The sequence below is a fragment of the Streptomyces sp. NPDC049040 genome, assembly GCF_043197715.1.
Classification (GTDB): Bacteria; Actinomycetota; Actinomycetes; order Streptomycetales; family Streptomycetaceae; genus Actinacidiphila.
In genome coordinates this window covers 272,747-296,927 of the sequence record NZ_JBICTO010000002.1, presented here as the reverse complement: position 1 = coordinate 296,927, position 24,181 = coordinate 272,747, and the positions used below count along the sequence as shown (strand labels likewise).

The following is a 24,181-nucleotide window of genomic DNA, read 5'->3' as shown; positions in this document are numbered from 1 at the left end:
GGCAGCCCCGGCCCGCGGTGCGAGGCGGCCGTCGGGGACCGGTGCGCCGCCGCGCCCCGCACCCGGGCGGGCAGCGCGGACGCGCGGGCCGGCGGGGTCGTCGGGCATCAGCACCGGCGAACACGCCGCCGCGGGCGCGGGCCCGCACCCCGATGCGGGTGCCGGCGTGGATGCCGGCGGACCCGCCGACGCGGCCACGGGCGCGTCCGGACCCGCTTGCGCCGGCAGGGGCCCGGCCGCAAGCGCACGCACCGACGTGGGCGCGGGCGGACCCGCCTGTGCCGGCACGGACCCGGCTGCAAGCGCACGCATCGCCGTGGGCGCCGGCGGACAGGCCGACGCGGGCACGGGCACGTACACGGGCACGGGCGAGCACCCCGGCGCGGGCAGGGGCCCGGCCGCGAGCGTACGCACCGGCGCGGGCGCGGGCGGACACGCAGGCGCGGGCACCTGGACGGGCGAGCACCCCGGCGCGGGCAGGGGCCCGGCCGCGAGCGCACGCACCGCCGTCGGCGCGGGCGGACAGGCAGGCGCGGCCATGGGCGCGTACGTCGGAGTGGGTGGGTCCTGACCGGCGCGGGGGGCGGGGGTCGCGGGGCGGGCGGCCGGGGTCATGCCGCTGCTCCCAGGGGGGTGTCGCCCGCGCCGCGGGCGGTCAGGGCGACCATGCGGTCGGCCACGGCGGTCGGGGTGGGGGCGCGGAGTTCGCCGGCCAGCAGCCCGTCGGCCAGGAAGAGGACCCGGTCGGCGCGGGAGGCGGCGACCGGGTCGTGGGTCACCATCACCACGGTGGCGCCCATGGTGTCGACGGCCCGCCGCAGCAGGCCGAGTACGTCGCGGGCGGTGCCGGTGTCGAGCGCGCCGGTCGGCTCGTCGGCGAAGATCACCTCGGGCCTGGTGATCAGTGCCCGGGCGATGGCGACCCGCTGCTGCTGGCCGCCGGACAGCTGCGCGGGCCGGCGGCGCCCGTGGCCTTCGAGGCCCACCTCGGCGAGCAGTGCCTGCGCGCGCCTGCGGTCGGGGCGCGCGCCCGCGAGCCGCAGCGGGAGCAGCACGTTCTGCTGGACGGTGAGCGAGGGCAGCAGGTTGAAGGCCTGGAAGACGAAGCCGATCCGGCTGCGCCGCAGCTTGGTCAGCCGGTTCTCGTTCAGGCCGGTGATGGGTTCGCCGCCGAGCAGCACCTCGCCGCCGCTGGGCCGGTCCAGACCCGCCGCGCACTGCAGGAAGGTGCTCTTGCCCGAGCCCGACGGGCCCATCACGGCCGTGAAGCTGCCGCGGGGCAGGACGAGATCGATGCCGCGCAACGCGCGGACGGCCGCTTCCCCGCGGCCGTAGGTGCGGGTCAGGGAGCGGAGCTCCACAGCAGAGGTGCCGGTTGTCGCCATGTCCACGACGCTACGGAGTGCCGACCGGGTGAACCATGGCGTCCGCCCGCCTCCCGAGGGTGGGGAGAACCCCACCGTCACCGGCTGCCACGGGTGTGGCACACCCCGGAAGGGGTAGGGCTCTGGGATCGACCGGAAGAGACCGGGAGAAGACGGAGGCTCGATGGACCGGGCACGGCTGGCGGCGCTGTACGGCGTGGATGTGACGTACCGCCCGGGGCCCGGGCAGGAGGTCGAGGTCGGCGAGGAGACGGTGGTGGCCGTCCTCGCCGCCCTCGGTGTGGACGCGTCCACGCACCGCGCGGTGAAGGACGCGCTGGCCGCCTACGAACTGCGCACCGCCAACCGGCTGCTGGCGCCCTGCACCGTGCTGCGCGCGGGCCGGCGGCTGACCGGCCTGCCCGAGGGCACCGAGGTCACCGTCGAGACAGCGGCGGGTGAGCGGCTGCCCGGCGTGCCCGACACCCCCGGGCGCTACGGCCTGCGGGCGGTCGCCCCGGACGGCCGGGCCGCCAGGGGCGACCTGGTGGTGGCACCCGAGCGGATCGCCGGACCGCAGGACCGGGTGTTCGGCTTCATGGCGCAGCTGTACTCGACGCTGTCCCGGCGCTCCTGGGGCATGGGCGACCTCGGCGACCTGGCGGACCTCGCGGCCTGGTCGGGCCGGGCGCTGGGCGCCGGTTTCGTCCAGATCAACCCGCTGCACGCGGCGGTGCCCGGACACCCCACCGACCCGTCCCCCTACCGCCCCTCCTCCCGGCGCTTCCCCGACCCGGTCTACCTGCGGATCGAGGAGGTCCCCGAATACGCGTACCTGCCGCGGGAAGCCCGCGAGCAGGCCGAGCGGCTGCTGGTCAAGGCCGCGGCGCTGCGGGACAACGTGCTGCTCAAGGACATGCTCATCGACCGGGACGCGGTCTGGGAGCTCAAGGCCCAGGCGCTGGCGCTGCTGCGCGAGGTGCCGTTGAGCCCCGGCCGGCGCGCGGCCTATGCCGACTTCCTGGCAGCGCAGGGCCAGGCGCTCGACGACCACGCCACCTGGTCCGCGCTCGCGGAGATCCACGGCCCCGACTGGCAGAAGTGGCCCGCGGGGCTGCGCGACCCGCGCTCCCCGCAGGTGGCCAGGCTGCGCAGCCGGCACCTGGACCGGGTCGACTTCCACTGCTGGCTCAGCTGGCTGACGGACAGCCAGCTGGCCGCCGCCCAGCGGGCCGCGCGCGACGCCGGGATGCCGGTCGGCGTGGTGCACGACCTCGCGGTCGGCGTGCACCCGGCCGGATCGGACGCCTGGTCGATGCAGGACGTGCTGGCCAGGGGCATGTCGACCGGGGCGCCCCCGGACGCCTTCAACGCCCGCGGTCAGGACTGGGGCCTGCCGCCGTGGCGCCCCGACGCCCTGGCCGCCACCGGTTACGCGCCCTACCGCGACCTGATCGCCCGGATGCTGCGGCACGCGGGCGGCCTGCGGATCGACCATGTGATGGGCCTGTTCCGGCTGTGGTGGGTGCCCGAGGGCCGCCCGCCCACCGAGGGCACGTATGTGCGCTATGACGCGGAGGCGTTGCTCGGGCTGCTGGCCCTCGAGGCGTACGAGGCCGGCGCCGTCGTGATCGGCGAGGACCTGGGCACGGTCGAGCCCGGGGTCAGGCAGCAGCTGGCAGACCGCGGTGTCCTGGGCACCTCCGTGCTGTGGTTCGAGCGCAACTACGAGGGCGAGCACGCCGACCGGCGACCGCTGCCGCCGACCGCCTGGCGCGAGGCGTGCCTGGCCACCGCGACGACCCACGACCTGCCGAGCACCGCCGCCCGGCTCACCGGCGAACACGTGGGGCTGCGGCACCGGCTCGGCCTGCTCACCCGCCCGCTGGAGCAGGAGGAGGCCGAGGACGCGAGCGAGGTCGCCGAGTGGATCGCCCTGCTCGGCCGGCTCGGGCTGCTGCCCGAGGGCGCGGCCGACGAGGAGGCGGTGGTCAGGGCGGTCCACCGCTTCCTGGCCGCCACCCCCGCCCGGATGGTCGGCGTGTGGCTCCCCGACGCGGTGGGCGACCGCCGCCCGCAGAACCTCCCAGGCACGTGGGACCAGTACCCCAACTGGCGGCTGCCGGTGGCCGACCCGGACGGCAATCCGCTCGCCCTCGAACAGCTCGCCGCCTCCTCCCGCCTGCACGCCCTCGCCGACGAGGTCCGCCGCGCCCTGACCCCCGGCGGCGAACCCTAGGCAGGATCCGCCGGAGGGATCGGCCGGACGGATCTGCCGGACGGATCGGCCGGACGGGACGTGCGGACACGCCCTAAAGCACCCCCGGGCGCGCGGGCTCCGATGCCGGTCACTACATTTGTCACGTGGACAAGAAGCTCAACAAGAAGGTCATGCGCGCCGGCGTCGTCACCGCGGCCACCACCGTGATGCTGCTGCTGTCGTCCCCTGCGTTCGCGAACACGCGCGACGACGGCGACGACCCGGGTTCGGGTCTGAGCGTCATCCAGACCCTGGGCCTCTTCGTCGCCATCCCGCTGGTGCTGTTCGGCATCATCGCGGGCCTGGTCATGGCTACCGACAAGACCCGCAAGCAGGGCTGAGGCGGCTCCCCGCTCCCCGCAACACCCCCCGTGGCGCGTGCACGCCTGACCACGCGTCATGGTCAGGCGTGCCGGTGACGGCCGCCGCCTTCCGCCGCGGCGGCTCTGCGCCCGCTCACTGCGAGGCGGCCAGCAGCCGCCGCAGCAACCCGGCGAGGACCTCCGCCTCCTGCCTGTCGAGTACGGACAGCGCGGACTGCTGGACGGCGAGCCCGGCGCTCAGCGCCTCGTCGACGACGGCGATCCCCCGCTCGGTGAGCGACACCCGCAGACCGCGCCGGTCGTGCGGGTCGGGCGCGCGTACCAGCAGCCCGGCGCGCTCCAGCTTGTCGAGCCGCCCGGTCATCCCCCCCGTGGTGAGCATCAGCGTCGCGGACAGCTCGCGCGGCGACAGCGTGTAGGGCGCCCCGGCCCTCCGCAGCGTGCCGAGCACGTCGAATTCGCCCCGCCCGATGCCGTACCGCAGGTATTCGGCCTCCATCCGGTCCCCCATCGCCCGCGCGACGCGGTAGACGCGGCCGAAGACGGCCATGGCGAGGGTGTCGAGTTCCGGCCGCTCCGCGGCCCACTGCTCCGTGATGGCGTCCACGGCGTCGGCTTCCATCCCCCCAGTATCGGCAGCAGGCCGCTCGGTCGCAAGAAACTTGCTTGACGTTAAGTTGCTTAGCGCTAAGCTAGTTAGCGCTGACCTACTCGCGGGAGACCGACATGCTGCCGTCACGTCCACGTACCGCCGCCGCTGCCGCCGCAGGGGCGTCCACCACCGCTGCTCCCCGGCTGCCGGGCGAGCGGGCCATGCTCGGCGCGATGGCCGTGGACGCGGTCGGCTCCGGGATGTACGTCCCCTTCAGCCTGGTCTTCTTCCACCACATCACCGGCCTGTCCTTCGCCGTGGTCGGCGCGGTCCTCACCGCCGTCGGGCTGGTCGGCATGGCGGCGCTGCCGCTCGCCGGCGCGGCGGTCGACCGCTACGGCGCCCGGCGGGTGCAGCTCGTCCTGTACGGGGTGCGCGGCGCCGGCTTCGCGCTGTACCCGCTGGCCGCCTCGCTGCCCGCCTTCGCCACGGTCGCCCTCGGTACCGCGTTCGGGGACCGCGCCTTCCCCGCCGTGCAGCAGTCGTGGATCGGCGAGGTCGCGACCGGCGCCGACCGGGACCGGCTCCAGGCCGCCGCCCGCGCGCTGCGCAACGGCGGGCTCGGCGCGGGCGCACTGCTCGCCTCGCTGGTGGTCACCCTCGCGGGCGACCGCGGCTTCATCGCCGCGGCGTATCTGAACGCGGCCAGTTTCGGGGTCGCGTGGCTGCTGATGCGGCGGGTGCACGCACCGGCCCGCCCCGCGGTGCGACCGGCGACGAAGCAGGAAGAGCCGCCGGCCGCCCGGCAGGCGAGGCAGAAGGGCGCCGGCTACCGTGTGGTCTTCGCCGACCGGCCCTTCCTCGCCCTGACCGGCGCCAACTTCCTGACCGCGCTCGGCTATTCGGCCCTGGCGGTGCTCTTCCCGCTCTTCATCGCCGGGTCGCTGCACGGCGCCCAGTCGCTCACCGGCGCCGCCTTCACCGTCAACACGGTGCTGTGCGCGGTCGGCGGGGTCCACATCGCCCGGCTGACCCGCAGGGGCGGGGCCCGCCGCACCCGGGCGGCGGCGCTCGGCGCGTTGCTCTTCGCGGCCGCCTTCGCCGGACTCGCCCTGCTCGCGACCGTACGCCCGCACGCCGGTTGGGCGGCGGCCGGCCTGCTGCTCGCGCTGGTCACCCTCTACACGGTGGCCGAGACCGTGCACAATCCGGCGGCCGGTTCGCTGGCCGTCGCGGCCGCCCCCGAAGCGCTGCGCGGGCGTTACATGGCCGCCTACCAGCTGTCCTGGTCGCTGGCCTCGATCCTGGCACCCTCGCTGTTCACGACGCTCACCGCCGCCGACGCGCGGCTGCCCTGGCTGCTGCTGGTCGGCACCTCGCTGAGCGCCGCCGCGCTGCTGGTCAGGCTGGAGCGCGTGCTGCCGGCCGAGGCGGTCAGCCTCGCGCCCCGATCCCGCACCCAAAGCGGCCCCGCACCCACCGGCGCGCGGCCGGCGCCCGCACCCGCGCGGGTGCGGGCGCGGGTGCCGCACACCGCCGGGCGCGGCTGAGGACGGACCGGATCCGGGCGCTCGGGGGCCGGAGCCTAGGTATGCGGCCGGTGACCGCGCTCCTGCTGCGGGAAGGGCTGGTCCGCCCCCGGCAGCGCCGGCTTCGGCAGGGTCGCGACCTCCTGCTTCGCCGCGGCCAGCTGCTCGGCTGTGTCGTCGGGCAGCCGCGGCGGCCGCAGCCGCTCGTCCTCGAAGCGGAAGGCCGAGGTCAGGTCGCCGAAGGTACGGCGGCGCCACTGGCTGATGTTGGGCTCCTCGACGCCGGTGAAGCGTTCGAGGAACCGGAGCACCGAGGTGTGGTCGAACGCCTCACCCGCGACCCAGCCGCCCACCGTCCACGGCGACACGACGATCGCCGGGACCCGGAAGCCACCGCCGATGGGCAGGTCCAGCACGAACTCGTCGGGGGTGCCGGGCTTCGGGGTCGGCGGCACGACGTGGTCGAACAGCCCGTCGTTCTCGTCGTAGTTGAGGATGAAGGCGGTCTTGGCCCACACCTCGGGGTTGGAGGCGATGGCTTCGAGCTTGGAGGCCACGAAGTCCGCCCCTGCGGCGGGCAGGTAGGCGGGGTGCTCGGACTGGTGACTGGTCGGCAGGATCCAGGAGACGGCGGGCAGCCGGTCGTTGCGGGCGTCGTCCTCGAAGGTGCCCTCGGGCTGGGTGGCCATGCCGCGGTCGTAGAGCGGGTCGCCCGGCTTGGCGTCCTTGAACCGCTGGAACCACGCGAGCATGTTGGTGCCGTAGTTGTCGGGCTGCTGGTAGACCCGCCAGTCGACGCCGGCTGCCTGGAGGCGCTCGGCGTAGGTGGTCCAGGTGTAGGGCACGGGCGCGGAGTTGGAGATCACGGGGCCGCCCCTGGTGCCGCCGGGGTCGACCGTGCCGGTCATCCAGTACAGCCGGTTCGGCCAGGTCGGGCCCATCACCGAGCAGAAGTAGTTGTCGCAGATGGTGAAGGTCTCGGCGAGGGCGAACTGGAAGGGGATGTCCTCGCGGGTGTAGTAGCCCATCACGTAGGGGCCGTTGGCGCCGTCGGCCTTGCGGTGGGCGGGCAGCCACTGGTCCATCTCGCCGTTGTTCCACGCCTGGTGCTGCACGGCGTAGGCGTGGCTGGTGGACGGGATGGCCTGGGCGCTGGTGGTCTTGGTGTCCAGGTGGAAGGGCAGCGTGTAGCCGTCGGGGTTGGCCGCGTCGGGCTGGTGGAAGACCGAGCGTCCGGTGGACAGCGTCCTGGCCTGCGGGTCGCTGAAGCCGCGGACACCCGACAGGGTGCCGAAGTAATGGTCGAACGACCGGTTCTCCTGCATCAGCAGGACGACGTGCTCGATGTCGCGGAGCGAGCCGCCGCGCGGCGGCCCGGCCGCGACGGCGGCCTGCACGCTGGGGGGCAGCAGGGTCAGCGCCGCGGCGCCGCCCACGGCGCCGGCCGCCGATCCGAGGAGTCTGCGGCGCGTCAGATCGCCCATGGTGGTCCTCCTTGAGCCTCGGTGTGGTCCTTGTCATGGACCCCCGAGACTCTTCCTGGAACCTCTGCGAGCATCGGGGTGCCTGATGGAGACGTGGCCGACATGCGGGAAGCGGCCGCCCACGCTCATGTGATCTTCACCGATCAGGGGCCGGAACCCGCGCTTCACCACACGTCGCCGTCCCGCCAATCGCAGGTCAGCTCGCCGCCGAGGTCGATCGCGGCCACCGGCAGGACGTGGATCCATCCGTCGACGTCCGGTGTCGGCAAGATCCCGCCCGGGGTCAGGGCGCTCGTGCGACCTGCCCAGACCTGCCAGCCGCGGGCCGCGTAGAAGCCGGTCGCCTCGTCCGAGGAGCCGAGCGCGCCCAGGTCGTAACTCCCGCGGATGATCCGCTCCGCGGCCGCCATCACCGTGGCGCCGTGGCCCCGCCGGCGGCGGTCCGCGCGGACGGCGACGGCCTCGACGTAACCGGCGCGCAGCGCCCTGCCGCCGTGCAGCAGCCGGCGCTGCACGACGGCCGAGTGCCCGATCGGCTCGTCGCCTTCGAGGACCAGGGTGTGCAGGCCGCCGAGGGTGTGGTCCCAGTCGGCGTCGGTGAAGTCGCCGTCCGCATGGCCCGCGAAGGCGCCGTCCAGCAGCCGGCGGATCGCGCCGCGCAGGCCGGGGGTCAGGTCGGCGGTGTGCAGGGTTCTGACGAAGGTGTCGGTCACAGCCGACATCCTGCCGCCCCCGGCGAGGTGTCGGTCACAGCCGACATCCTGCCGCCCCCGGCAACGGTACGGGTCCCGGGCGGTGCCGCCCGGGACCCGTGGCGGTCAGCCGGCCGCCGCGTCCGCGGCCTGGGCCCGCAGCGCGCGCTCGACACCCGCGCGGGACTCGATGACCAGCCGGCGCAGCGCGGGCACCGGCTCCTCGCTCGCCAGCCACGCGTCGGTGGCGTCCAGCGTGGCCTGCGAGACCTGGAGCGTCGGGAAGAGGCCGACGACGATCTGCTGGCCCATCTCGTTGCTCCGGTCGGCCCACACCTGCTTGATCGCGGCGAAGTAGCGCTCGCTGTAGCCCGCGAGCAGCTCGCGCTGGTCGGTCTGCACGAAGCCGCCGATGACGGCCTCCTGCATCGCGTTGGGCAGCGAGTCGCCCTCGACGACCGACGCCCACACCCCGGCCTTGGCGGCCTCGGTGGGCCGGGCCGCCCGCGCCGCGGCGGCGTGCTGCTCGCCGGCCGACGTCGGGTCGAGGGCCAGCTCGGCCTCGATCGCCTCCTCGTCGGCGCGGCCGGTCGCGGCGAGCCGGTTGAGCAGGGCCCAGCGCAGCTCCGTGTCGACGGCCAGTCCTTCGTGGGTCACCGTGCCGTCCAGCAGCCCGGCGAGCACGTCCAGCTGCTCCGGGGTGCGGGCGGTGGCGGCGAACGCCCGTGCCCAGGCCAGCTGGTGGTCGCTGCCGGGAGCGGCGGCCGCCAGCTGCTCCTGCGCGGCGGCGGTCCAGCGGGTGAGACCGGTCTCCCGCCACGCCGGGTCGGCGTAGAGGTCGAGGGCCAGCTTCACCTGGCGGTGCAGGGACTGCACCACACCGATGTCGGACTCCTTGCCGATGCCGTGCAGCACCAGCTCGAGGTAGTCGCGGGTGGCCAGCTCGCCGTCCCGCGTCATGTCCCAGGCCGACGCCCAGATCAGCGCACGGGGCAGCGACTCGGTGAAGTCGCCCACGTGGTCGCGGACCACGGCGAGGGACTGCTCGTCGAGCCGCACCTTGGCGTACGAGAGGTCGTCGTCGTTGAGCAGGACCACGTCGGGGCGGCGGGTGCCCGCGGCGAACGGCACCTCGGTGAGCTCTCCGTCCACGTCCAGCTCGATCCGGTCGGTGCGCACCAGCACGCCGTCCCGCAGGTCGTAGAGGCCGACCGCGATCCGGTGCGGCCGCAGCACCGCCTCGCCCTTGGCACCGGCGGGCAGCGCGGGCGCCTCCTGCCTGACCGCGAAGGAGGCCAGCGCGCCGTCGGCGTCCACGGTGATCTCGGGCCGCAGCACGTTGATGCCCGCGGTCTCGAGCCACGCCTTGGACCAGGCCTTGAGGTCGCGGCCCGAGGTCTCCTCCAGCGCGCCCAGCAGATCGGCCAGCCGCGTGTTCCCCCACGCGTGGCGCTTGAAGTAGGCCTGCACGCCCGCGAAGAACTCGTCCATCCCGACGTACGCGACCAGCTGCTTGAGGACCGACGCGCCCTTGGCGTACGTGATCCCGTCGAAGTTGACGAGCACGTCCTCCAGGTCGTTGATCTCCGCCATGATCGGGTGGGTCGAGGGGAGCTGGTCCTGCCGGTAGGCCCAGGTCTTCATCGTGTTGGCGAAGGTCGTCCACGAGTGCGGCCAGCGCGAGCCCTCGGCGTGCGCCTGGCAGGCGATCGAGGTGTAGGTGGCGAACGACTCGTTCAGCCACAGGTCGTTCCACCACTCCATGGTGACCAGGTCGCCGAACCACATGTGCGCCAGCTCGTGCAGGATCGTCTCGGCGCGCACCTCGTAGGCCGCGTCGGTCACCTTCGACCGGAAGACGTACTGGTCCCTGATCGTCACCGCGCCGGCATTCTCCATGGCGCCCGCGTTGAACTCCGGTACGAAAAGCTGGTCGTACTTCGCGAACGGATACGCGTAGTCGAACTTCTCCTGGAACCAGTCGAATCCCAGCCGGGTGACCTCGAAGATCGCCTCGGCGTCCAGGTGTTCGGCGAGCGAGGGCCGGCAGTAGACGCCCAGCGGCACGCTGCGGCCGCCGCCCTCCCAACTGCCGTGCACCGAGGTGTACGGGCCGGCGATGAGCGCCGTGATGTACGACGAGATGCGCGGGGTCGGTTCGAAGGTCCACACGCCCTCCGCCGACGGCTCGGGCGTCGGCGAGTTGGAGATCACCGTCCAGCCCTGCGGCGCCTTCACCGTGAAGGCGAAGGTGCCCTTCAGGTCGGGCTGCTCGAAGGTCGCGAACACCCGGCGCGCGTCCGGCACCTCGAACTGCGTGTAGAGATACGCCTGCTTGTCCACCGGGTCCACGAACCGGTGCAGGCCCTCACCGGTGTTGGTGTACGCGCAGTCCGCCACCACCAGCAGTTCATTGCGCCCGCCGGGCAGCGGGTCCAGCGCGATCCGCGAGTCCTTGAACACCTCGGCCGGGTCGAGCGCCGTCCCGTTCAGCACCACCTCGTGCACCATCGGTGCCACCAGGTCGACGAAGCTCGCCCCACCGTCCCCGGCCACGTCGAAACGCACCGTGGTCCGCGACCGGAACGTGCCGCCCTGCTGGGCGCCGCTCAGGTCGAGCTCGATCTCGTAGCCGTCCACAGTCAGCAGAGCGGCCCGCTGCTGCGCCTCCTCGCGCGTGAGGTTCGTACCAGGCACGGTGGCCCACTCCTTCTCGTCAGGTGAGACGCCCATCCTCGCATGTCACCCGCGCCCCTCGCGGAAACCCTGTGGACAACGCGCACCCCCCGGAACGCCCGTGCGAGGCGCCCGCCCTCCGTGCCGGGAGATGCGGCCGGTGACCGCCTTCGCCGGGTGCCGGGACGCGCTGGCAGCCGCCCGTGACCACTCGCTGTACAGCACAGGGGCATGCTCCGTCACAGGGCGCCCCTGCCCCCGTGCGGGCGAGGGGCCCCGTGACGCACGAAGGCCCGGATCTCAGGCCGATATGCCGTCGATCCGGGCCAGGGCGTCATCCGCGCCGAAAGGTTGCAGATATGGCAGCCAGCGCGGGTCCCGATGACCGGTCCCGATGATCCGCCAGGCCAGTCCCGAGGGCGGGGCCGGTTGATGGCGCAGCCGCCAGCCGAGCTCCGCGACATGGCGGTCGGCCTTGACGTGGTTGCAGCGCCTGCACGCCGCGACCACGTTCTCCCAGGCGTGCTGGCCGCCCCGGCTGCGCGGGATGACATGGTCGACGCTGGTGGCGGCGGCCCCGCAGTAGGCGCACCTGCCGCCGTCCCGGGCGAAGAGCGCCCTGCGGGTCAGCGGGACGGTGCCGCGAAAAGGCACACGGACGAATTTGGTGAGCTTCACGACGCTGGGCGCGGGCAGCGCCTGCGTCTCGCTGTGCAGATAGGCGCCGGATTCCTCTAGGCATACGGCCTTGTTGTTGAGCACGAGGACGAGCGCGCGGCGGAGCGGTACGACGCCGAGCGGCTCGTACGACGCGTTCAGGACCAGGACATGCGGCACGGATGCCTCCTTTAACGCCGGCGGCGCGTGGCTCGCGCCGGGACGATCTGTCTCAGTCTCTCCGGAAGGCGGGGCGCCGCGCCACCATGCCCGGGTAACGGACCGAGAGTGTTTTGGACCACACGACTGCTCCTTCTTCAGGCGCCCCTTCCCTTTTCTCCCCCGGCGGGCGAGGTTCCGCCCCTCGAACGGGGCAACGGAACAGCATCGGTACTTCGTTACTGTGGAGGCTTCGTACACTCCGGAGGTTTCCGCCCGTGTCCACCGCGACGCCCCCCGCCGCCGCCCCCCTCGACAGCGTGTCCCACACCGCCTCCCAGGCAGGCAGCTGGGTGGACGACAACTGGGCCGACTGGCTGAACGCCGGCCTCCAGATCGTGCTGATCCTGGTGATCGCGATCGTCCTGCGCACCGTGGTGCGGCGCACCATCAGCCGGCTGATCGAGCGGATGAACCGGGGCGCGGAGGTCGCCGCCGCCACGGCGCTGGGCGGGCTGCTGGTCAACGCCGAGCGGCGCAAGCAGCGCAGCGAGGCCATCGGCTCGGTACTCAGGAGCGTGGCGTCGTTCGTCATCATGGGCACCGCGGCGCTGACCATCCTGTCGGTGCTGCGGATCGACCTGGCCCCGCTGCTGGCCAGCGCGGGGGTCGCCGGTGTCGCGATCGGCTTCGGCGCCCGCAACCTGGTGACGGACTTCCTGTCCGGCGTGTTCATGATCCTCGAGGACCAGTACGGCGTCGGTGACGTCATCGACGCGGGGGTGGCCTCCGGCACGGTCGTCGAGGTGGGCCTGCGGGTGACGAAGCTGCGCGGCGACAACGGCGAGATCTGGTACGTGCGCAACGGCGAGGTCAAGCGGATCGGCAACCTGAGCCAGGGCTGGGCCACCGCCGTGGTCGACGTCCAGGTCGGCAGCGGCGAGGACATGGACCGTGCGCGTGCGGTGATCGTGGAGACCGCGGACGCCATGGGCAAGGAAGACCCCTGGGACGAGTTCCTGTGGGAGCCGGTGCAGATGCTCGGGCTCGATTCTGTCGGGTCGGACTTCGTGGTGCTCCAGGTGCAGGCCAGGACGATGCCGGGGCAGGCGGCGCCGGTGGCGCGCGAGCTGCGCTGGCGGATCAAGCGGGCCTTCGACCGGGAGGGCATCGCGATCACGGGCACCCCGGGTGCCACGGTGACCGATCCCGCGGCGGTGGCCGCCGAGGGTGCCCCGGTGCCCGACGGGGCCGAGGAGAACGGCCCGCCGCCCGCGCAGCGCTCGGCGTCCGTACCGCCGCCTGCGGCGGGCGAGCCCTGAGCCCTGGCTCACCGCATTTCACCCGTGGGGGGCCGTCTGCCGACGGCCCCCCACGGGTACATAACGAGTTGGCCGCACGGTCTTGTGCACCCCTTGACGCTCCCCTGACGGCGGGCCTACCTTTCGTTGCCAATAGGAAACTTTCCTAACAGTGAACTGAGGGAGGATGGCGCGCATGGCTGGCACCCCTGGCACCCCGCGCGTGTTGCGCGCCATGAACGACCGCGCCGCGCTCGACCTCCTGCTGGAGCACGGCACGCTCTCCAGAACCCGGATCGGCAAGCTCACCGGCCTGTCCAAGCCCACCGCCTCGCAGCTGCTGGCACGCCTGGAGGCGGCCGGCCTGGTACTGGCCACCGGCACCACCGCGGGCCGCCCCGGGCCGAACGCCCAGCTCTACTCGGTCAACCCCGCCGCCGCCCACGTCGCGGGCCTCGACGTGACCACGGAGCGGATCAGGGCCGCCGTCGCCGACATCACCGGCCGCACCGTCGGCTCCTTCCGGCTGCCCACCCCGCACCACCGGGCCGGCAGCGCCGTCGAGCAGGTCGTCCAGGCGCTGGACGGCGCGGTGAAGGCCGCCGGCCTCAACCGCGCCGACCTGCACCGCGGCGTCATCGGCACACCCGGCGCCTTCGACCCCAGCACCGGGCGGCTGCGCTACGCCAGCCACCTGCCCGGCTGGCACTCCCCCGCGCTGCTCGACGAGCTGGCCGCTGCCCTGCCGATGCCGCTCGAATACGACAACGACGTCAACCTCGCCGCGGTCGCCGAGCAGCGGATCGGCGCGGCCCGCGGCCACGACGACTTCGTCCTGCTGTGGAACGAGGAGGGCATCGGCGCCGCCCTGATGATCGGCGGCCGGCTGCACCGCGGCTGGACCGGCGGCGCCGGCGAGGTCGGCTTCCTGCCGGTGCCCGGCACGCCGCTGGTCCGCAATGTGACCAGGACCAACAACGGCGGCTTCCAGGAGCTGGCCGGCTGCAACGCGGTCCTGCGGCACGCCGCGGAGCTGGGCCTGGACATCCCCGAAGGACCGCTCGCCGACGCCGCCGCCGCGGTGCTGTGCCGGGCCGCGGCCGCCCACCGCGAAGGCGGGCAGGACGGCACGGGGCCGCACGCGGAGCTGCTGGCCCGCTGCGCCACCGGCATGGCGGTGGGACTGGCCTCCGTGGTGGCCGTGCTCGACCCCGAACTCATCGTGCTCGCGGGTGACGTCGCCGTCGCGGGCGGCGAGCCGCTGCGCGCCCTCATCCAGTCTGAGCTGGCCGAACTGGCCGTACCCAGGCCCCGGCTGGTGCTCGGCACCGTGGAGATGCACCCCGTACTGAGCGGCGCGCTGGAAAGCGCGCTCGCCACCACCCGCGACGAGGTGTTCGACACCTCGCGCTGACCGCACCACCCGCACCACCCCGACGGAACGGCGCCCCCGCCGTCCCGACGGCACCGCACACCCTCGACCACCCTCGTACCCGGAGGTAAAGAGCAGTGTCCCGTATACGCAAGGCAGCAGCCGCCGTGGCGGCGAGTGCCGCGATCACCCTGCTCGCGAGCGCGTGCACCGGCCAGAGCAGCACCTCGGCGGACGACGACGCCAGCAAGGACGTCACCATCACCTTCTGGCACGGCTGGACGGCCCCCAACGAGCTCAAGGCGATCAACGACAACGTCGCCAGGTTCGAGAAGGCCCACCCCAACATCCACGTCAAGGTGCAGGGCAACATCACCGACGACAAGATCAACCAGGCGCTGCGGGCCGGCGGTTCCAAGGCCCCCGACGTCGTCTCGTCCTTCACCACGGACAACGTCGGCCAGTTCTGCTCGTCCGGCACCTTCGCCGACCTGGCGCCTTTCCTGCAGAAGTCGGGCGTCGACCCGGCCGCGACCTTCCCCAAGCCGATGCTGGAGTACACCCAGTTCGAGGGCAAGCGCTGCGCGCTGCCGCTGCTGGGAGACGCGTACGGGCTCTACTACAACAAGAAGGAATTCGCCGCGGCCGGCATCACCGCGCCGCCGAAGACCCTCAGCGAGTTCAAGGCGGACGCGGTCAAGCTGACCAAGTCCTCGGGGGACTCATACTCCCAGCTCGGCTTCATGCCGGACTTCCACGGCTACGAGTCCACGCCGATGCACGTGGCCGCCCAGTGGGGCGTGAAGTACTTCGACGCCGACGGCAAGTCGCAGGTCGCCAAGGACCCGGGCTTCACCGCGATGTTCGAATGGCAGCAGGACATGGTCAAGGCGCTCGGCGGCTTCGGCAAGCTGGAGAAGTACCGCTCGACCTTCGGTGACGAGTTCGGCGCGAAGAACCCACTCCAGACCGGCCAGGTCGCCATGGGCATCGACGGCGAGTGGCGGGCGGGCATGGCCAAGGACGCCGGCATGAACGACCTGGCCGTGGCGCCCTTCCCGGTGCCCGACGAGCAGGCCGCCACCTACGGCAAGGGCTACCTGTCCGGCACGATCATCGGCATCGCGAACACCAGCGCGAAGAAGAACGCCGCCTGGGAACTGGTGAAGTTCATGACCACCGACACCGACGCGGTCGTCTCCTTCGCCAACGCGATCCACAACGTGCCCTCGACGCTGGCCGCGCTCAAGTCGCCCGCACTGGACCAGGACCCGTCCTTCAAGACCTTCCTCGACATCGCGCAGAACCCCGACAGCACCACCACCCCGCCGAGCGTCAACGGCGGTGCCTACCAGGTGACGCTGCAGGACTTCGGCTACGCCTACGAGTCGGGCAAGTCCAAGGACCTCAAGGCCGGACTCCAGGGCGTCGACACGCAGGTCGACAAGGACATCGCGCAGGCCAAGTGATGAGCGCCGCCGTCCACCCCCTGCTGAGGGCCAGACGCCGCAAGGCGGCACTGCGCAACCTCGCCTTCCTGTCTCCCTGGATCATCGGCTTCGGCGTCTTCTTCGCCTACCCGCTGCTGTCCACCGTCTACTTCTCCTTCATGCACTACAACGGCGTGAACCCGCCGACCTGGACCGGCACGAGGAACTGGTCCTACGTCTTCAAGGACTACCCGCTGTTCTGGCCGGCCCTGCGCAACACCCTGTGGCTGGTGCTGGTGATGGTGACGCTGCGGGTCGTCTTCGGTCTTGGCGTCGGCCTGCTGATCACCAAGATCAAGACCGGCGCCGGCCTCTTCCGCACCGCCTTCTACCTGCCCTACCTGGCCCCGCCGGTCGCGGCGACCATGGCCTTCGTCTTCCTGCTCAACCCCGGCACCGGGCCGGTCAACCACATCCTGGGCGACATCGGCATCCCCACGCCCGGCTGGTTCACCGACCCGAACTGGTCCAAGCCGGCGCTGACGGTGCTTGCGGTCTGGGGCATCGGCGACCTGATGGTCATCTTCATGGCCGCACTGCTCGACGTGCCCAAGGACCAGTACGAGGCCGCGGAACTCGACGGCGCCGGGGCCTGGCAGCGGTTCCGGTACGTGACGCTGCCGAACATCTCGCCGATCGTGATGTTCGCGGTGGTCACCGGGGTCATCCAGACCATGCAGTACTACACGCAGCCGCTGGTGGCGGGAAAGGTCGCCTCCGGGATCATCGGCAACTCCGGCCAGCAGTTCGAACCCGGCTACCCGGACAAGTCGACCCTGACCCTGCCGCAACTGGTCTACGAACGGGGCTTCCAGCGCTTCGACTACGGCTCGGCGTGCGTCATCGCCCTGGTGCTCTTCGTCCTGGCCATGGCCTTCACCGCCCTGCTCATGCGCCGGCGCAACGGCTTCCTTTCAGCGGAGGACTGACCGATGACGACTCTGACCGCCCCCGCGGAGCAGGCTCCCACCCGGCCGGCCGACACCCGCGCCCTGCGCGCCGCCCGCCGCAAGGCACGGCTGCACTGGATCGCCGTGCACTCGCTCGGCCTGGCGGCCGCCGCGTTCTTCGTGCTGCCCTTCGTCTTCGTCTTCCTCACCGCGGTGATGAGCGACAACCAGGCGCTGACCAGGGACCTGTGGCCGCACTCCTGGCAGTGGTCCAACTTCCGCACCGTGTGGGACACCCCGGGCTTCCTCACCTGGTGGCGCAACACCCTGGTCTACGCGGTGTCCGGCACCGTGCTGACCGTGGTGTCCTCGCTGCCGGTGGCCTACGCGCTGGCCAAATTCCGCTTCCGCGGCCGCAACCTGGTCATGGTGCTGGTCATCTCCACGATGATGCTGCCGCCCCAGGTGATCATCATCCCGATGTACCTGTTCTGGACCAAGCAGCTCGGCATGGACGGCACCCTGTGGCCGCTGATCATCCCGATGGCCTTCGGCGACGCCTTCACCATCTTCCTGCTGCGGCAGTTCCTGCTGACCATCCCCAAGGAGTACACCGAGGCGGCCAAGGTGGACGGCTGCGGTGAACTGCGCACCCTGCTCACCGTGATCGTCCCGATGATCCGCCCGGCCATCGCCGCGGTCGCGCTGTTCCAGTTCTTCTACTGCTGGAACGACTACTTCGGCCCGCAGATCTATGCCAGTTCCAACCCGGCTGCCTGGACACTGAGTTACGGCCTGGAGTCCTTCAAGGGCGCCCACCACACCAACTGGAACCTCACGATGGCGGCGACCGTCCTGGTGATGGCACCGGTCATCGTGGTCTTCTTCTTCGCGCAAAAGGCCTTCATCGAAGGCGTGACCCTGACGGGAGTCAAGGGATGAAACTGGCAGTCGTGGGCGGCGGGTCCACGTACACACCGGAACTGATCGACGGATTCGCACGGCTGCGCGACAGCCTGCCCGTCGAGGAGCTGGCGCTGATCGACCCGGACGCGCACCGCCTCGAACTCGTCGGCGGCCTCGCCCGGCGGATCTTCGCCAAGCAGGGCCACCCCGGCCGCATCGTCACCACCTCCGACCTGGAGGCCGGTGTGGCGGACGCCGACGCGGTCCTGCTCCAACTGCGCGTCGGCGGGCAGGCCGCGCGCAACCAGGACGAGACATGGCCGCTCGAATGCGGCTGCGTCGGCCAGGAGACCACGGGCGCGGGCGGGCTCGCGAAGGCGATGCGCACCGTGCCGGTGGTCCTCGACATCGCCGAACGGGTCAGGCGGGCCGCGCCGGACGCCTGGATCATCGACTTCACCAACCCGGTCGGCATCGTCACCCGGGCGCTGCTCCAGGCCGGGCACAAGAGCGTCGGGCTGTGCAACGTCGCCATCGGCTTCCAGCGCCGCTTCGCCGAGAAGCTCGGAGTGCCGCCCGAGCAGGTGCACCTCGACCACGTCGGGCTCAACCACCTGACCTGGGAGCGGGGGGTGCGCATCGGCGGCCCCGACGGCGAGAACGTGCTGCCCAAGCTGCTCGCCGAGCACGGTGACAGCATCGCCGCCGACCTGCACCTGCCGCGCCCGGTCCTCGACCGGCTCGGCGTCGTCCCCTCCTACTACCTGCGCTACTTCTACGCGCACGACGAGGTGGTGCGCGAGCTGCGCACCGGGACCTCACGGGCCTCGCAGGTCGCCGCGATGGAGCGGGAACTGCTGGAGATGTACGGCGACCCGGCGCTCGACGAGAAGCCGGCACTGCTGGCCAAGCGCGGCGGCGCCTTCTACTCGGAGGCGGCGGTGGCGCTCGCCTCGTCGCTGCTGCGGGCGGCGCACGTGCCCGCCGGCGGCGACGTCCAGGTCGTCAACACCTACAACAACGGCACCCTGCCCTTCCTGCCGGACGACGCCGTCATCGAGGTGCCCGCCGTGGTCGACGGCGACGGTGCGGCACCGCTGCCGGTCCCACCGGTGGAACCGCTCTACGCCGGGCTGATCGCGAACGTGACCGCCTACGAGGACCTGGCACTCGACGCCGCGCTGCGCGGTGGCAGGGACCGGGTCTTCACCGCGCTGCTCGCCCACCCGCTGATCGGGCAGTACGACCTCGCGGAGCAGCTGACCGACCGTCTCGTCGCGCACAACCGGGAGTACTTCGCGTGGGCCTGAACATCCCCCAGGGCCCCCGGCCCGGAAGGCCCCAGCCGCCGCTGGTCCCCGGCGGCGTGCTCGCCATCGACGCGGGCAACAGCAAGACCGACGTGGCCCTGGTCGCCGCCGACGGGCGGGTGCTCGGCGCCGCCCGCGGCGGCGGATTCCAGCCGCCGGTGGTCGGCGTCGGCCCCGCCGTCGACACGGTGGCGGAGATCGTGGCGCGGGCGGCGGCGGACGCCGGGCTCGCTCCGCGTGAGGGCGACGGGGACGGCGGACGGCCGCTGGCCGCCTACACCTCGGCGTGCCTGGCCAACGCGGACCTGCCCGTGGAGGAGGAGCGCCTGGAGGCGGCGGTGCACGCCCGCGGCTGGGCGCCCGCCACCCGGGTCGCCAACGACACCTTCGCGATCCTGCGGGCCGGTGTCGACGAGCCGCGCGGAGTGGCCGTGGTGTGCGGCGCCGGCATCAACTGCGTGGGCATGCTGCCGGACGGACGCACCGCCAGATTCCCCGCGATCGGCAAGATCTCCGGGGACTGGGGCGGCGGCTCGGGACTGGCCGACGAGGCGCTGTGGTTCGCCGCAAGGGCCGAGGACGGCCGCGGCGAGCCCACCGCCCTGGCCCGCACCCTGCCCGCCCACTTCGGCCTCGGGTCGATGTACGCGCTGATCGAGGCGCTGCACCTGGAGACGCTGCCGGCCGAGCGGAAGTACGAGCTGACGCCGGTGCTGTTCGCCACCTCGGACGCCGGCGACCCGGTGGCCAGGGCGATCCTGACCCGGCAGGCCGAGGAGATCACCGCACTGGCCGTCGTGGCGCTCGGCCGCCTCGGCCTGCTCGACGAGGAGGCCGACGTGCTGCTCGGCGGCGGGGTGATGGCCGCGCGCAACCCGTATCTGATGGACACCCTGGTCGAGTTGCTCACCGCCCGCGCCCCCAAGGCGCGCACCAAGGTGGTGACCGCGCCGCCCGTGCTGGGCGCGGCGCTGCTCGGCCTCGACGGGCTGGGCGCGCCGCCGCAGGCGCACGCCACGCTGCGGGCGCACTACGGCTGACCCCGGTGCGGTGCCCGCGCGCCGCCGGGCGCGGCGGGCTGCCGGACCGGAGCGCGGCGGAACGGGTCGGCCGCGGCGGGAACCGAATCCGTACCGGGCGCGTGTGACCAGTCGGGGGCGGATGGTGACCGGCCAAGATCACACGGCCGCTGGAGGTATGGAGCCGGCTGCGGCCATACTGCTCCCTGACAGCGTGGCTTCCGCAGACGCGGCAAGTCGGACTCGGGGGAGGGTATGTGACGCACACGCCGACGGGGAGCGCGGTCCCTGACGTTCGCGCGCGCGGGGCGATGCCCGCGCAGCGCGGCGCCGCGCCCTCACCGCCGCCCGGCGCTCCGGGTCCCGGCCGGCGGCGTGCCTGGGCGGAGTACGCGGCCCGGCTGCGGGCCGCTGCCACCACCGAGCCAGGCCGGTTGCGGATCATCGGCGCCTCGCTCGCGCTGCTGGTCGTGGCGTTCGGCGCGGTCACCGCCTGGCAGGTCACCGACCGTTCCACCGCCGCGGACAACGTCGTCAAGCACAGCGCGCCGCTCAGCGCCAGCGCCGCGGAGATCTACCGCTCCCTCGCCGACGCCGACGCCACCGTCACCGGCGGCTTCCTGGTCGGCGGCCAGCAGCCCAAGGACGTCTCCGAGCGCTACGAGAAGGACATCACCACAGCGGCCAAGCTGATCACCGACGCCGCGGCCAACAGCGAGGGGTCCCCGCAGGCCCGCGCCCAGATCACCGCGCTCAACTGGCAACTGCCCAAGTACGTCGAGCTGGTGACGACCGCGCAGGCCGACAACCGGCAGGGCCTGCCGGTCGGCGGCGCCTACCTGCGGTACGCCAACCTCCAGATGCGCAAGGACGGCGGCCTGCTGTCAGCGGCGGACAAGCTCTACCGGATCGAGACCGACCGGCTCGGCAGCGACTACAGCCACGCCAAGGCGCTGCCCTACGTCTCCTGGGCGCTGGGCGCGGTCGCGCTCCTCGCCCTGCTGTGGGCGCAGCGCCGCCACTACCGGCGTACCAACCGGGTGTTCAACCACGGCCTGCTGGCCGCAAGCGCCGCATCGGCGGTGGTGCTGCTGTGGCTGCTGGCCGGGCACACCGTGGCGCGCAACCAGCTCGAACACTCCGACGCCCACGGTGCCCGCTCGATGCAGGTGCTCAACAACGCCCGGATCAGCGTCCTCCAGGCCCGCGGCGACGAGAACCTGACGCTGGTGGCCCGCGGTTCCGGCGGCGAGTACGAGGACAACTTCTCCGACGGCATGGACGCACTCGCGGGCAAGGACCCCCAGGGGGTCGGCGGTGAGCTGGCGCAGGCGCTGGCCCTGGCCGACAACGCGGCGGGCACCGACCCGGTCAACGCCGCCGTCAAGAGCGTCCAGACCTGGCGGGCCCGGCACACCGCGGAGCGCAAGAGCGACGACGCCGGGGACTACACCACGGCCGTCGCCGAGGTCATCGGCGGCAAGGACAGCAACGGCAAGACGGTGGACAAGACGACCGGCAGCTGCTTCGACGCCGTCGACGCCAGCCTGCAGAAGGCGGTCGCGCAGGAGCAGGAGGAGTTCAAGGACGCCGCGAACAGCGGCCGCGGCGCCCTGTCGCTGCTGCCGTACGGCGCGGCGCTGCTCGCGGTGCTGGCCGCGGCCGGGGCGGCGCTGGGCATCGGCCGCCGGCTGTCGGAATACCGGTGAGCGGGATGCCGGCGACATCGCGCACGGGCGCGGCGGAAGGGAGACGGACGGTGAACGGACATCGGCGCGGCTGGGGCGGAGTCGCGGGTATGGCGGTGGCCTGCGCGCTGGCCGTGGCCGGCTCCCTCGTCCCGCTGCGCGACGCCCCGGCCCCCGTCACGGCGGCCCACCCGGGCCAGGTGACCAGGGCGCAGTACGCGGCCGCGCAGGACGGCTCCGACACCTGCGACCGGCCCGAGCGCAGCCTCGACCCGAACAGCGGCAGCCTCTCGGGCGAGGCGGTGGCCCGGATCAAGGCGCACGGCAAGCTGGTGGTCGGCGTCGACCAGAACAGCTACCTGTGGGGCTTCCGCGACCCGGCCACCGGTGACCTCGCGGGCTTCGACATCGATCTCGTCAAGGCCATCGCCAAGGACATCCTGGGCGACGAGAACGCGGTGCAGTACCTGACGGTGCCCACCGCCGACCGGATCCTGGACATCCAGCAGAAGAAGGTCGACATGGTGGTCCGCACCATGACCATCAACTGCGAGCGGATCAGCCAGGTCGCCTTCTCCACCGCCTACTTCACCGCCGGACAGCAGATCCTGACGCTGAAGAACGCGTCGATCACCGGGTTCGACGACTCGCTCGCGGGCAAGACCGTCTGCACCGCGACCGGCTCGACGGGCGCCAAGGAGCTGGGCAAGGGCTCGCACGGTGCCAAGGTGATGCTCGTCCCCAACCAGCTCGACTGCCTGGTGCGCCTGCAACTGGGCCTCGCCGACGCCGTGTTCACCGACAACGCGCTCGGCGCGGGACAGGCCGCCCAGGATCCGAACGTCCACCTGGTGGGCGACACCGTCACCAAGGAGCCGTACGGTGTGGCCATGAACCTGGCCGACACCGACCTGGTGCGGCGGGTCAACAAGGTGCTCGACACCTACCGCGCCGACGGTTCGTGGACGGCGTCGTACGACCACTGGCTGGCGCACGATCTGCCGGGCATCAAACCGCCCACGCCGTTGTACAAATAGGACCAGGGGCAGGTCGGAGGAGAGGGCGTGATGGCGGTCGCTGGACCATCCGGGCCGGTGATGGGACGGGAGGACGTCGACCGTGCCCTGGCGCGGCTCGCCACCGAGCACGAGGCGATCGAGTCCTCGCTGCTCTCGCTCCAGGACCACTCGGGCCGCCGCCTGCTGGAAGGCGCGGAGCTGACCGGCGTGACCAAGGAGCGCTGGGCCGAGACCGACGCGGCGATCACCGCGCTGTGGACGCACTTCGAGGCGTACACCGACGCCCTCACCACCGCCCGTGAGATCCGCTCCCGCCGCCGCTGGCCGACCCAGACCGAGCTGCGGCGGCTCACCGAGCTGCTCCAGGGCGACGGCATCAGCGTGACCGGCGCCGCCGTGCCTGACGCCGCCCGCTCGCTGACGGGACCGGCCCGGCTCACCGAGCAGCTCAGCCTCGAACAGCTGCTCGCCCGCATGAACGGGTGGTACGACCAGGCGATGGAGACCGTCGCCGCCGCCGACTCGGTGTGGTCGGCGCTGCCCGCCCGGATAGACCTGCTGGCCGCCGAGACCCAGCGGGTCCGCTCGCTCGCGCACTCCGTCGGGGTGCGGCCGGGCGCGCACCCCTCGGGCGACGACCTGGAGGGGCTGGTCGCGGACCTGAAGGAGCTGCGGGCGCAGAGCGTGTCCGACCCGCTGGCCTTCTGGCGGGCCCGGCCCACACCCGGCCGCCCCGACACCTCGCGCTACGAGCAGGCGGGCCGTCAACTGGACGACATCCGCCGCGAGGTGGAGGCGGTGCTGCATGTCAGGGAGGACGCGGAGCACCGGCTCGGGCGGCTGCGCGACGTGCTGTCCCGCGCCGACCGCACCCTGACCGAGGCGCGCAGCGCCCGGGTGGAGGTGCTGTCGAAGATCCTCGCCTCCGATGTGCCCGCGGTCAGCGGTCCCGCCTCCGTCCTGCACGAGCAGCTCGCGGCGGCAGAGGAGTTCACCAGGTCGGCGCAGTGGCACCGGCTCTCGCCGCTGCTGGACAGCCTGGAGGGGCACGCCGACGACGAACTGCTGCGGGCCAGGGAGTCGCTGACCGCGGTGACCGCGCCGCTGGCGGTGCGGGCCGAACTGCGCGGCCGGCTCGACGCCTACCGCGCGAAGGTCGCCAGGCTCGGGATGGCCGAGGACCCGCTGCTGATCGAACGCTACGACCAGGCCAGGCGGCTGCTGTGGAGCGCGCCCTGCGACCTGGCGGCGGCCGAGCGGACCGTGCGGCGCTACCAGCAGGCGGTGGCCGAGATCGGCGGGCAGCGCCCGCAGTCACCGCCGCAGGACCGGCGGTGACCAGCGTTGCCCGCGGACGTCCCCCGCTGTTCCCGCGCGATTCGCAACCGTCGCGTACGGTACGACCGTCGTAGCCGGTACGGGCGGCCTCACCGGCTGCCGATCGGGGACG

Annotated in this window: 20 protein-coding genes; 14 read left to right on the top strand and 6 right to left on the bottom strand. The window is 72.7% G+C overall.

The annotated features are described in order from the left end of the window. Positions 1 to 316: 316 nt before the first annotated feature. Complete coding sequence (locus ACGFMP_RS06180; protein ID WP_393670608.1) at positions 317 to 571, top strand: hypothetical protein; 255 nt, start codon at positions 317 to 319, stop codon at positions 569 to 571. A gap of 40 nt (positions 572 to 611) precedes the next feature. Here ACGFMP_RS06180 and ACGFMP_RS06175 read toward each other — a convergent pair whose 3' ends face one another. Next, entirely contained in the window at positions 612 to 1,385 is a 774-nt protein-coding gene (locus ACGFMP_RS06175; RefSeq protein WP_393670607.1) for an ABC transporter ATP-binding protein, read from the bottom strand. Positions 1,386 to 1,548: 163 nt separating this feature from the next. Here ACGFMP_RS06175 and malQ point away from each other — a divergent pair, with 163 nt between their 5' ends. Together malQ and ACGFMP_RS06165 are read left to right on the top strand one after the other, a co-directional pair. After that, on the top strand, positions 1,549 to 3,603 hold the full coding sequence (malQ, locus tag ACGFMP_RS06170; protein ID WP_393670606.1) for a 4-alpha-glucanotransferase: 2,055 nt from the start codon (positions 1,549 to 1,551) through the stop codon (positions 3,601 to 3,603). 152 nt (positions 3,604 to 3,755) lie between these two features. Next, positions 3,756 to 3,965: a hypothetical protein gene (locus tag ACGFMP_RS06165; protein WP_393671342.1), complete on the top strand. Its 210-nt coding sequence runs from the start codon at positions 3,756 to 3,758 to the stop codon at positions 3,963 to 3,965. Positions 3,966 to 4,080: 115 nt separating this feature from the next. Here ACGFMP_RS06165 and ACGFMP_RS06160 read toward each other — a convergent pair whose 3' ends face one another. Next, positions 4,081 to 4,569: a MarR family winged helix-turn-helix transcriptional regulator gene (locus ACGFMP_RS06160; RefSeq protein WP_393670605.1), complete on the bottom strand. Its 489-nt coding sequence runs from the start codon at positions 4,567 to 4,569 to the stop codon at positions 4,081 to 4,083. Between the two features lie 104 nt (positions 4,570 to 4,673). Between ACGFMP_RS06160 and ACGFMP_RS06155 the strand changes: the two genes are divergently transcribed. Then, a complete protein-coding gene (locus ACGFMP_RS06155) occupies positions 4,674 to 6,089 on the top strand; it encodes an MFS transporter (RefSeq protein ID WP_393670603.1) in 1,416 nt (471 codons plus the stop codon). Positions 6,090 to 6,124: 35 nt separating this feature from the next. On the opposite strand, the gene ACGFMP_RS06150 is transcribed toward ACGFMP_RS06155, so the two are convergent. From ACGFMP_RS06150 to ACGFMP_RS06135, 4 genes are all read right to left on the bottom strand, one after another. Continuing rightward, positions 6,125 to 7,552 carry an alkaline phosphatase family protein gene (locus ACGFMP_RS06150; protein WP_393670601.1) on the bottom strand — a complete coding sequence of 476 codons (1,428 nt, stop codon included), beginning with the start codon at positions 7,550 to 7,552 and terminating at the stop codon, positions 6,125 to 6,127. A 164-nt stretch (positions 7,553 to 7,716) separates the two neighbouring features. Then, the gene (locus ACGFMP_RS06145; RefSeq protein ID WP_393670600.1) at positions 7,717 to 8,274 is read right to left on the bottom strand and encodes a GNAT family N-acetyltransferase; all 558 of its coding nucleotides are present in this window, start codon (positions 8,272 to 8,274) and stop codon (positions 7,717 to 7,719) included. Between the two features lie 96 nt (positions 8,275 to 8,370). Next, positions 8,371 to 10,941, bottom strand: a complete 2,571-nt coding sequence (gene pepN, locus ACGFMP_RS06140; protein WP_393671341.1) for an aminopeptidase N — start codon at positions 10,939 to 10,941, stop codon at positions 8,371 to 8,373. 279 nt (positions 10,942 to 11,220) lie between these two features. After that, on the bottom strand, positions 11,221 to 11,757 hold the full coding sequence (locus tag ACGFMP_RS06135) for an HNH endonuclease (protein WP_073493871.1): 537 nt from the start codon (positions 11,755 to 11,757) through the stop codon (positions 11,221 to 11,223). Between the two features lie 257 nt (positions 11,758 to 12,014). Between ACGFMP_RS06135 and ACGFMP_RS06130 the strand changes: the two genes are divergently transcribed. The 10 genes from ACGFMP_RS06130 to ACGFMP_RS06085 all read left to right on the top strand — a co-directional run bounded on the left by ACGFMP_RS06130 (position 12,015) and on the right by ACGFMP_RS06085 (position 24,069). Next, complete coding sequence (locus ACGFMP_RS06130; RefSeq protein ID WP_393670599.1) at positions 12,015 to 13,058, top strand: mechanosensitive ion channel family protein; 1,044 nt, start codon at positions 12,015 to 12,017, stop codon at positions 13,056 to 13,058. A 166-nt stretch (positions 13,059 to 13,224) separates the two neighbouring features. Beyond that, on the top strand, positions 13,225 to 14,451 hold the full coding sequence (locus ACGFMP_RS06125) for an ROK family protein (RefSeq protein WP_393670598.1): 1,227 nt from the start codon (positions 13,225 to 13,227) through the stop codon (positions 14,449 to 14,451). 95 nt (positions 14,452 to 14,546) lie between these two features. Then, complete coding sequence (locus tag ACGFMP_RS06120) at positions 14,547 to 15,878, top strand: ABC transporter substrate-binding protein (protein WP_393670596.1); 1,332 nt, start codon at positions 14,547 to 14,549, stop codon at positions 15,876 to 15,878. Continuing rightward, a complete protein-coding gene (locus tag ACGFMP_RS06115; protein WP_393670594.1) occupies positions 15,878 to 16,828 on the top strand; it encodes a carbohydrate ABC transporter permease in 951 nt (316 codons plus the stop codon). The genes ACGFMP_RS06120 and ACGFMP_RS06115 overlap by 1 nt, the downstream gene beginning before the upstream one ends. Before the next feature lie 3 nt (positions 16,829 to 16,831). Beyond that, a complete protein-coding gene (locus tag ACGFMP_RS06110) occupies positions 16,832 to 17,731 on the top strand; it encodes a carbohydrate ABC transporter permease (protein WP_393670593.1) in 900 nt (299 codons plus the stop codon). Continuing rightward, the gene (locus ACGFMP_RS06105; protein ID WP_393670591.1) at positions 17,728 to 19,005 is read left to right on the top strand and encodes a 6-phospho-beta-glucosidase; all 1,278 of its coding nucleotides are present in this window, start codon (positions 17,728 to 17,730) and stop codon (positions 19,003 to 19,005) included. The genes ACGFMP_RS06110 and ACGFMP_RS06105 overlap by 4 nt, the downstream gene beginning before the upstream one ends. After that, complete coding sequence (locus tag ACGFMP_RS06100; protein WP_393671339.1) at positions 19,002 to 20,045, top strand: N-acetylglucosamine kinase; 1,044 nt, start codon at positions 19,002 to 19,004, stop codon at positions 20,043 to 20,045. Before ACGFMP_RS06105 ends, ACGFMP_RS06100 begins: the two co-directional genes overlap by 4 nt. 236 nt (positions 20,046 to 20,281) lie before the next feature. Further along, a complete protein-coding gene (locus ACGFMP_RS06095) occupies positions 20,282 to 21,733 on the top strand; it encodes a hypothetical protein (RefSeq protein ID WP_393670590.1) in 1,452 nt (483 codons plus the stop codon). A gap of 5 nt (positions 21,734 to 21,738) precedes the next feature. Further along, entirely contained in the window at positions 21,739 to 22,749 is a 1,011-nt protein-coding gene (locus ACGFMP_RS06090) for a glutamate ABC transporter substrate-binding protein (RefSeq protein ID WP_393670589.1), read from the top strand. A 30-nt stretch (positions 22,750 to 22,779) separates the two neighbouring features. After that, positions 22,780 to 24,069, top strand: a complete 1,290-nt coding sequence (locus tag ACGFMP_RS06085) for a hypothetical protein (RefSeq protein WP_393670588.1) — start codon at positions 22,780 to 22,782, stop codon at positions 24,067 to 24,069. The last annotated feature ends 112 nt before the right edge of the window (positions 24,070 to 24,181 follow it).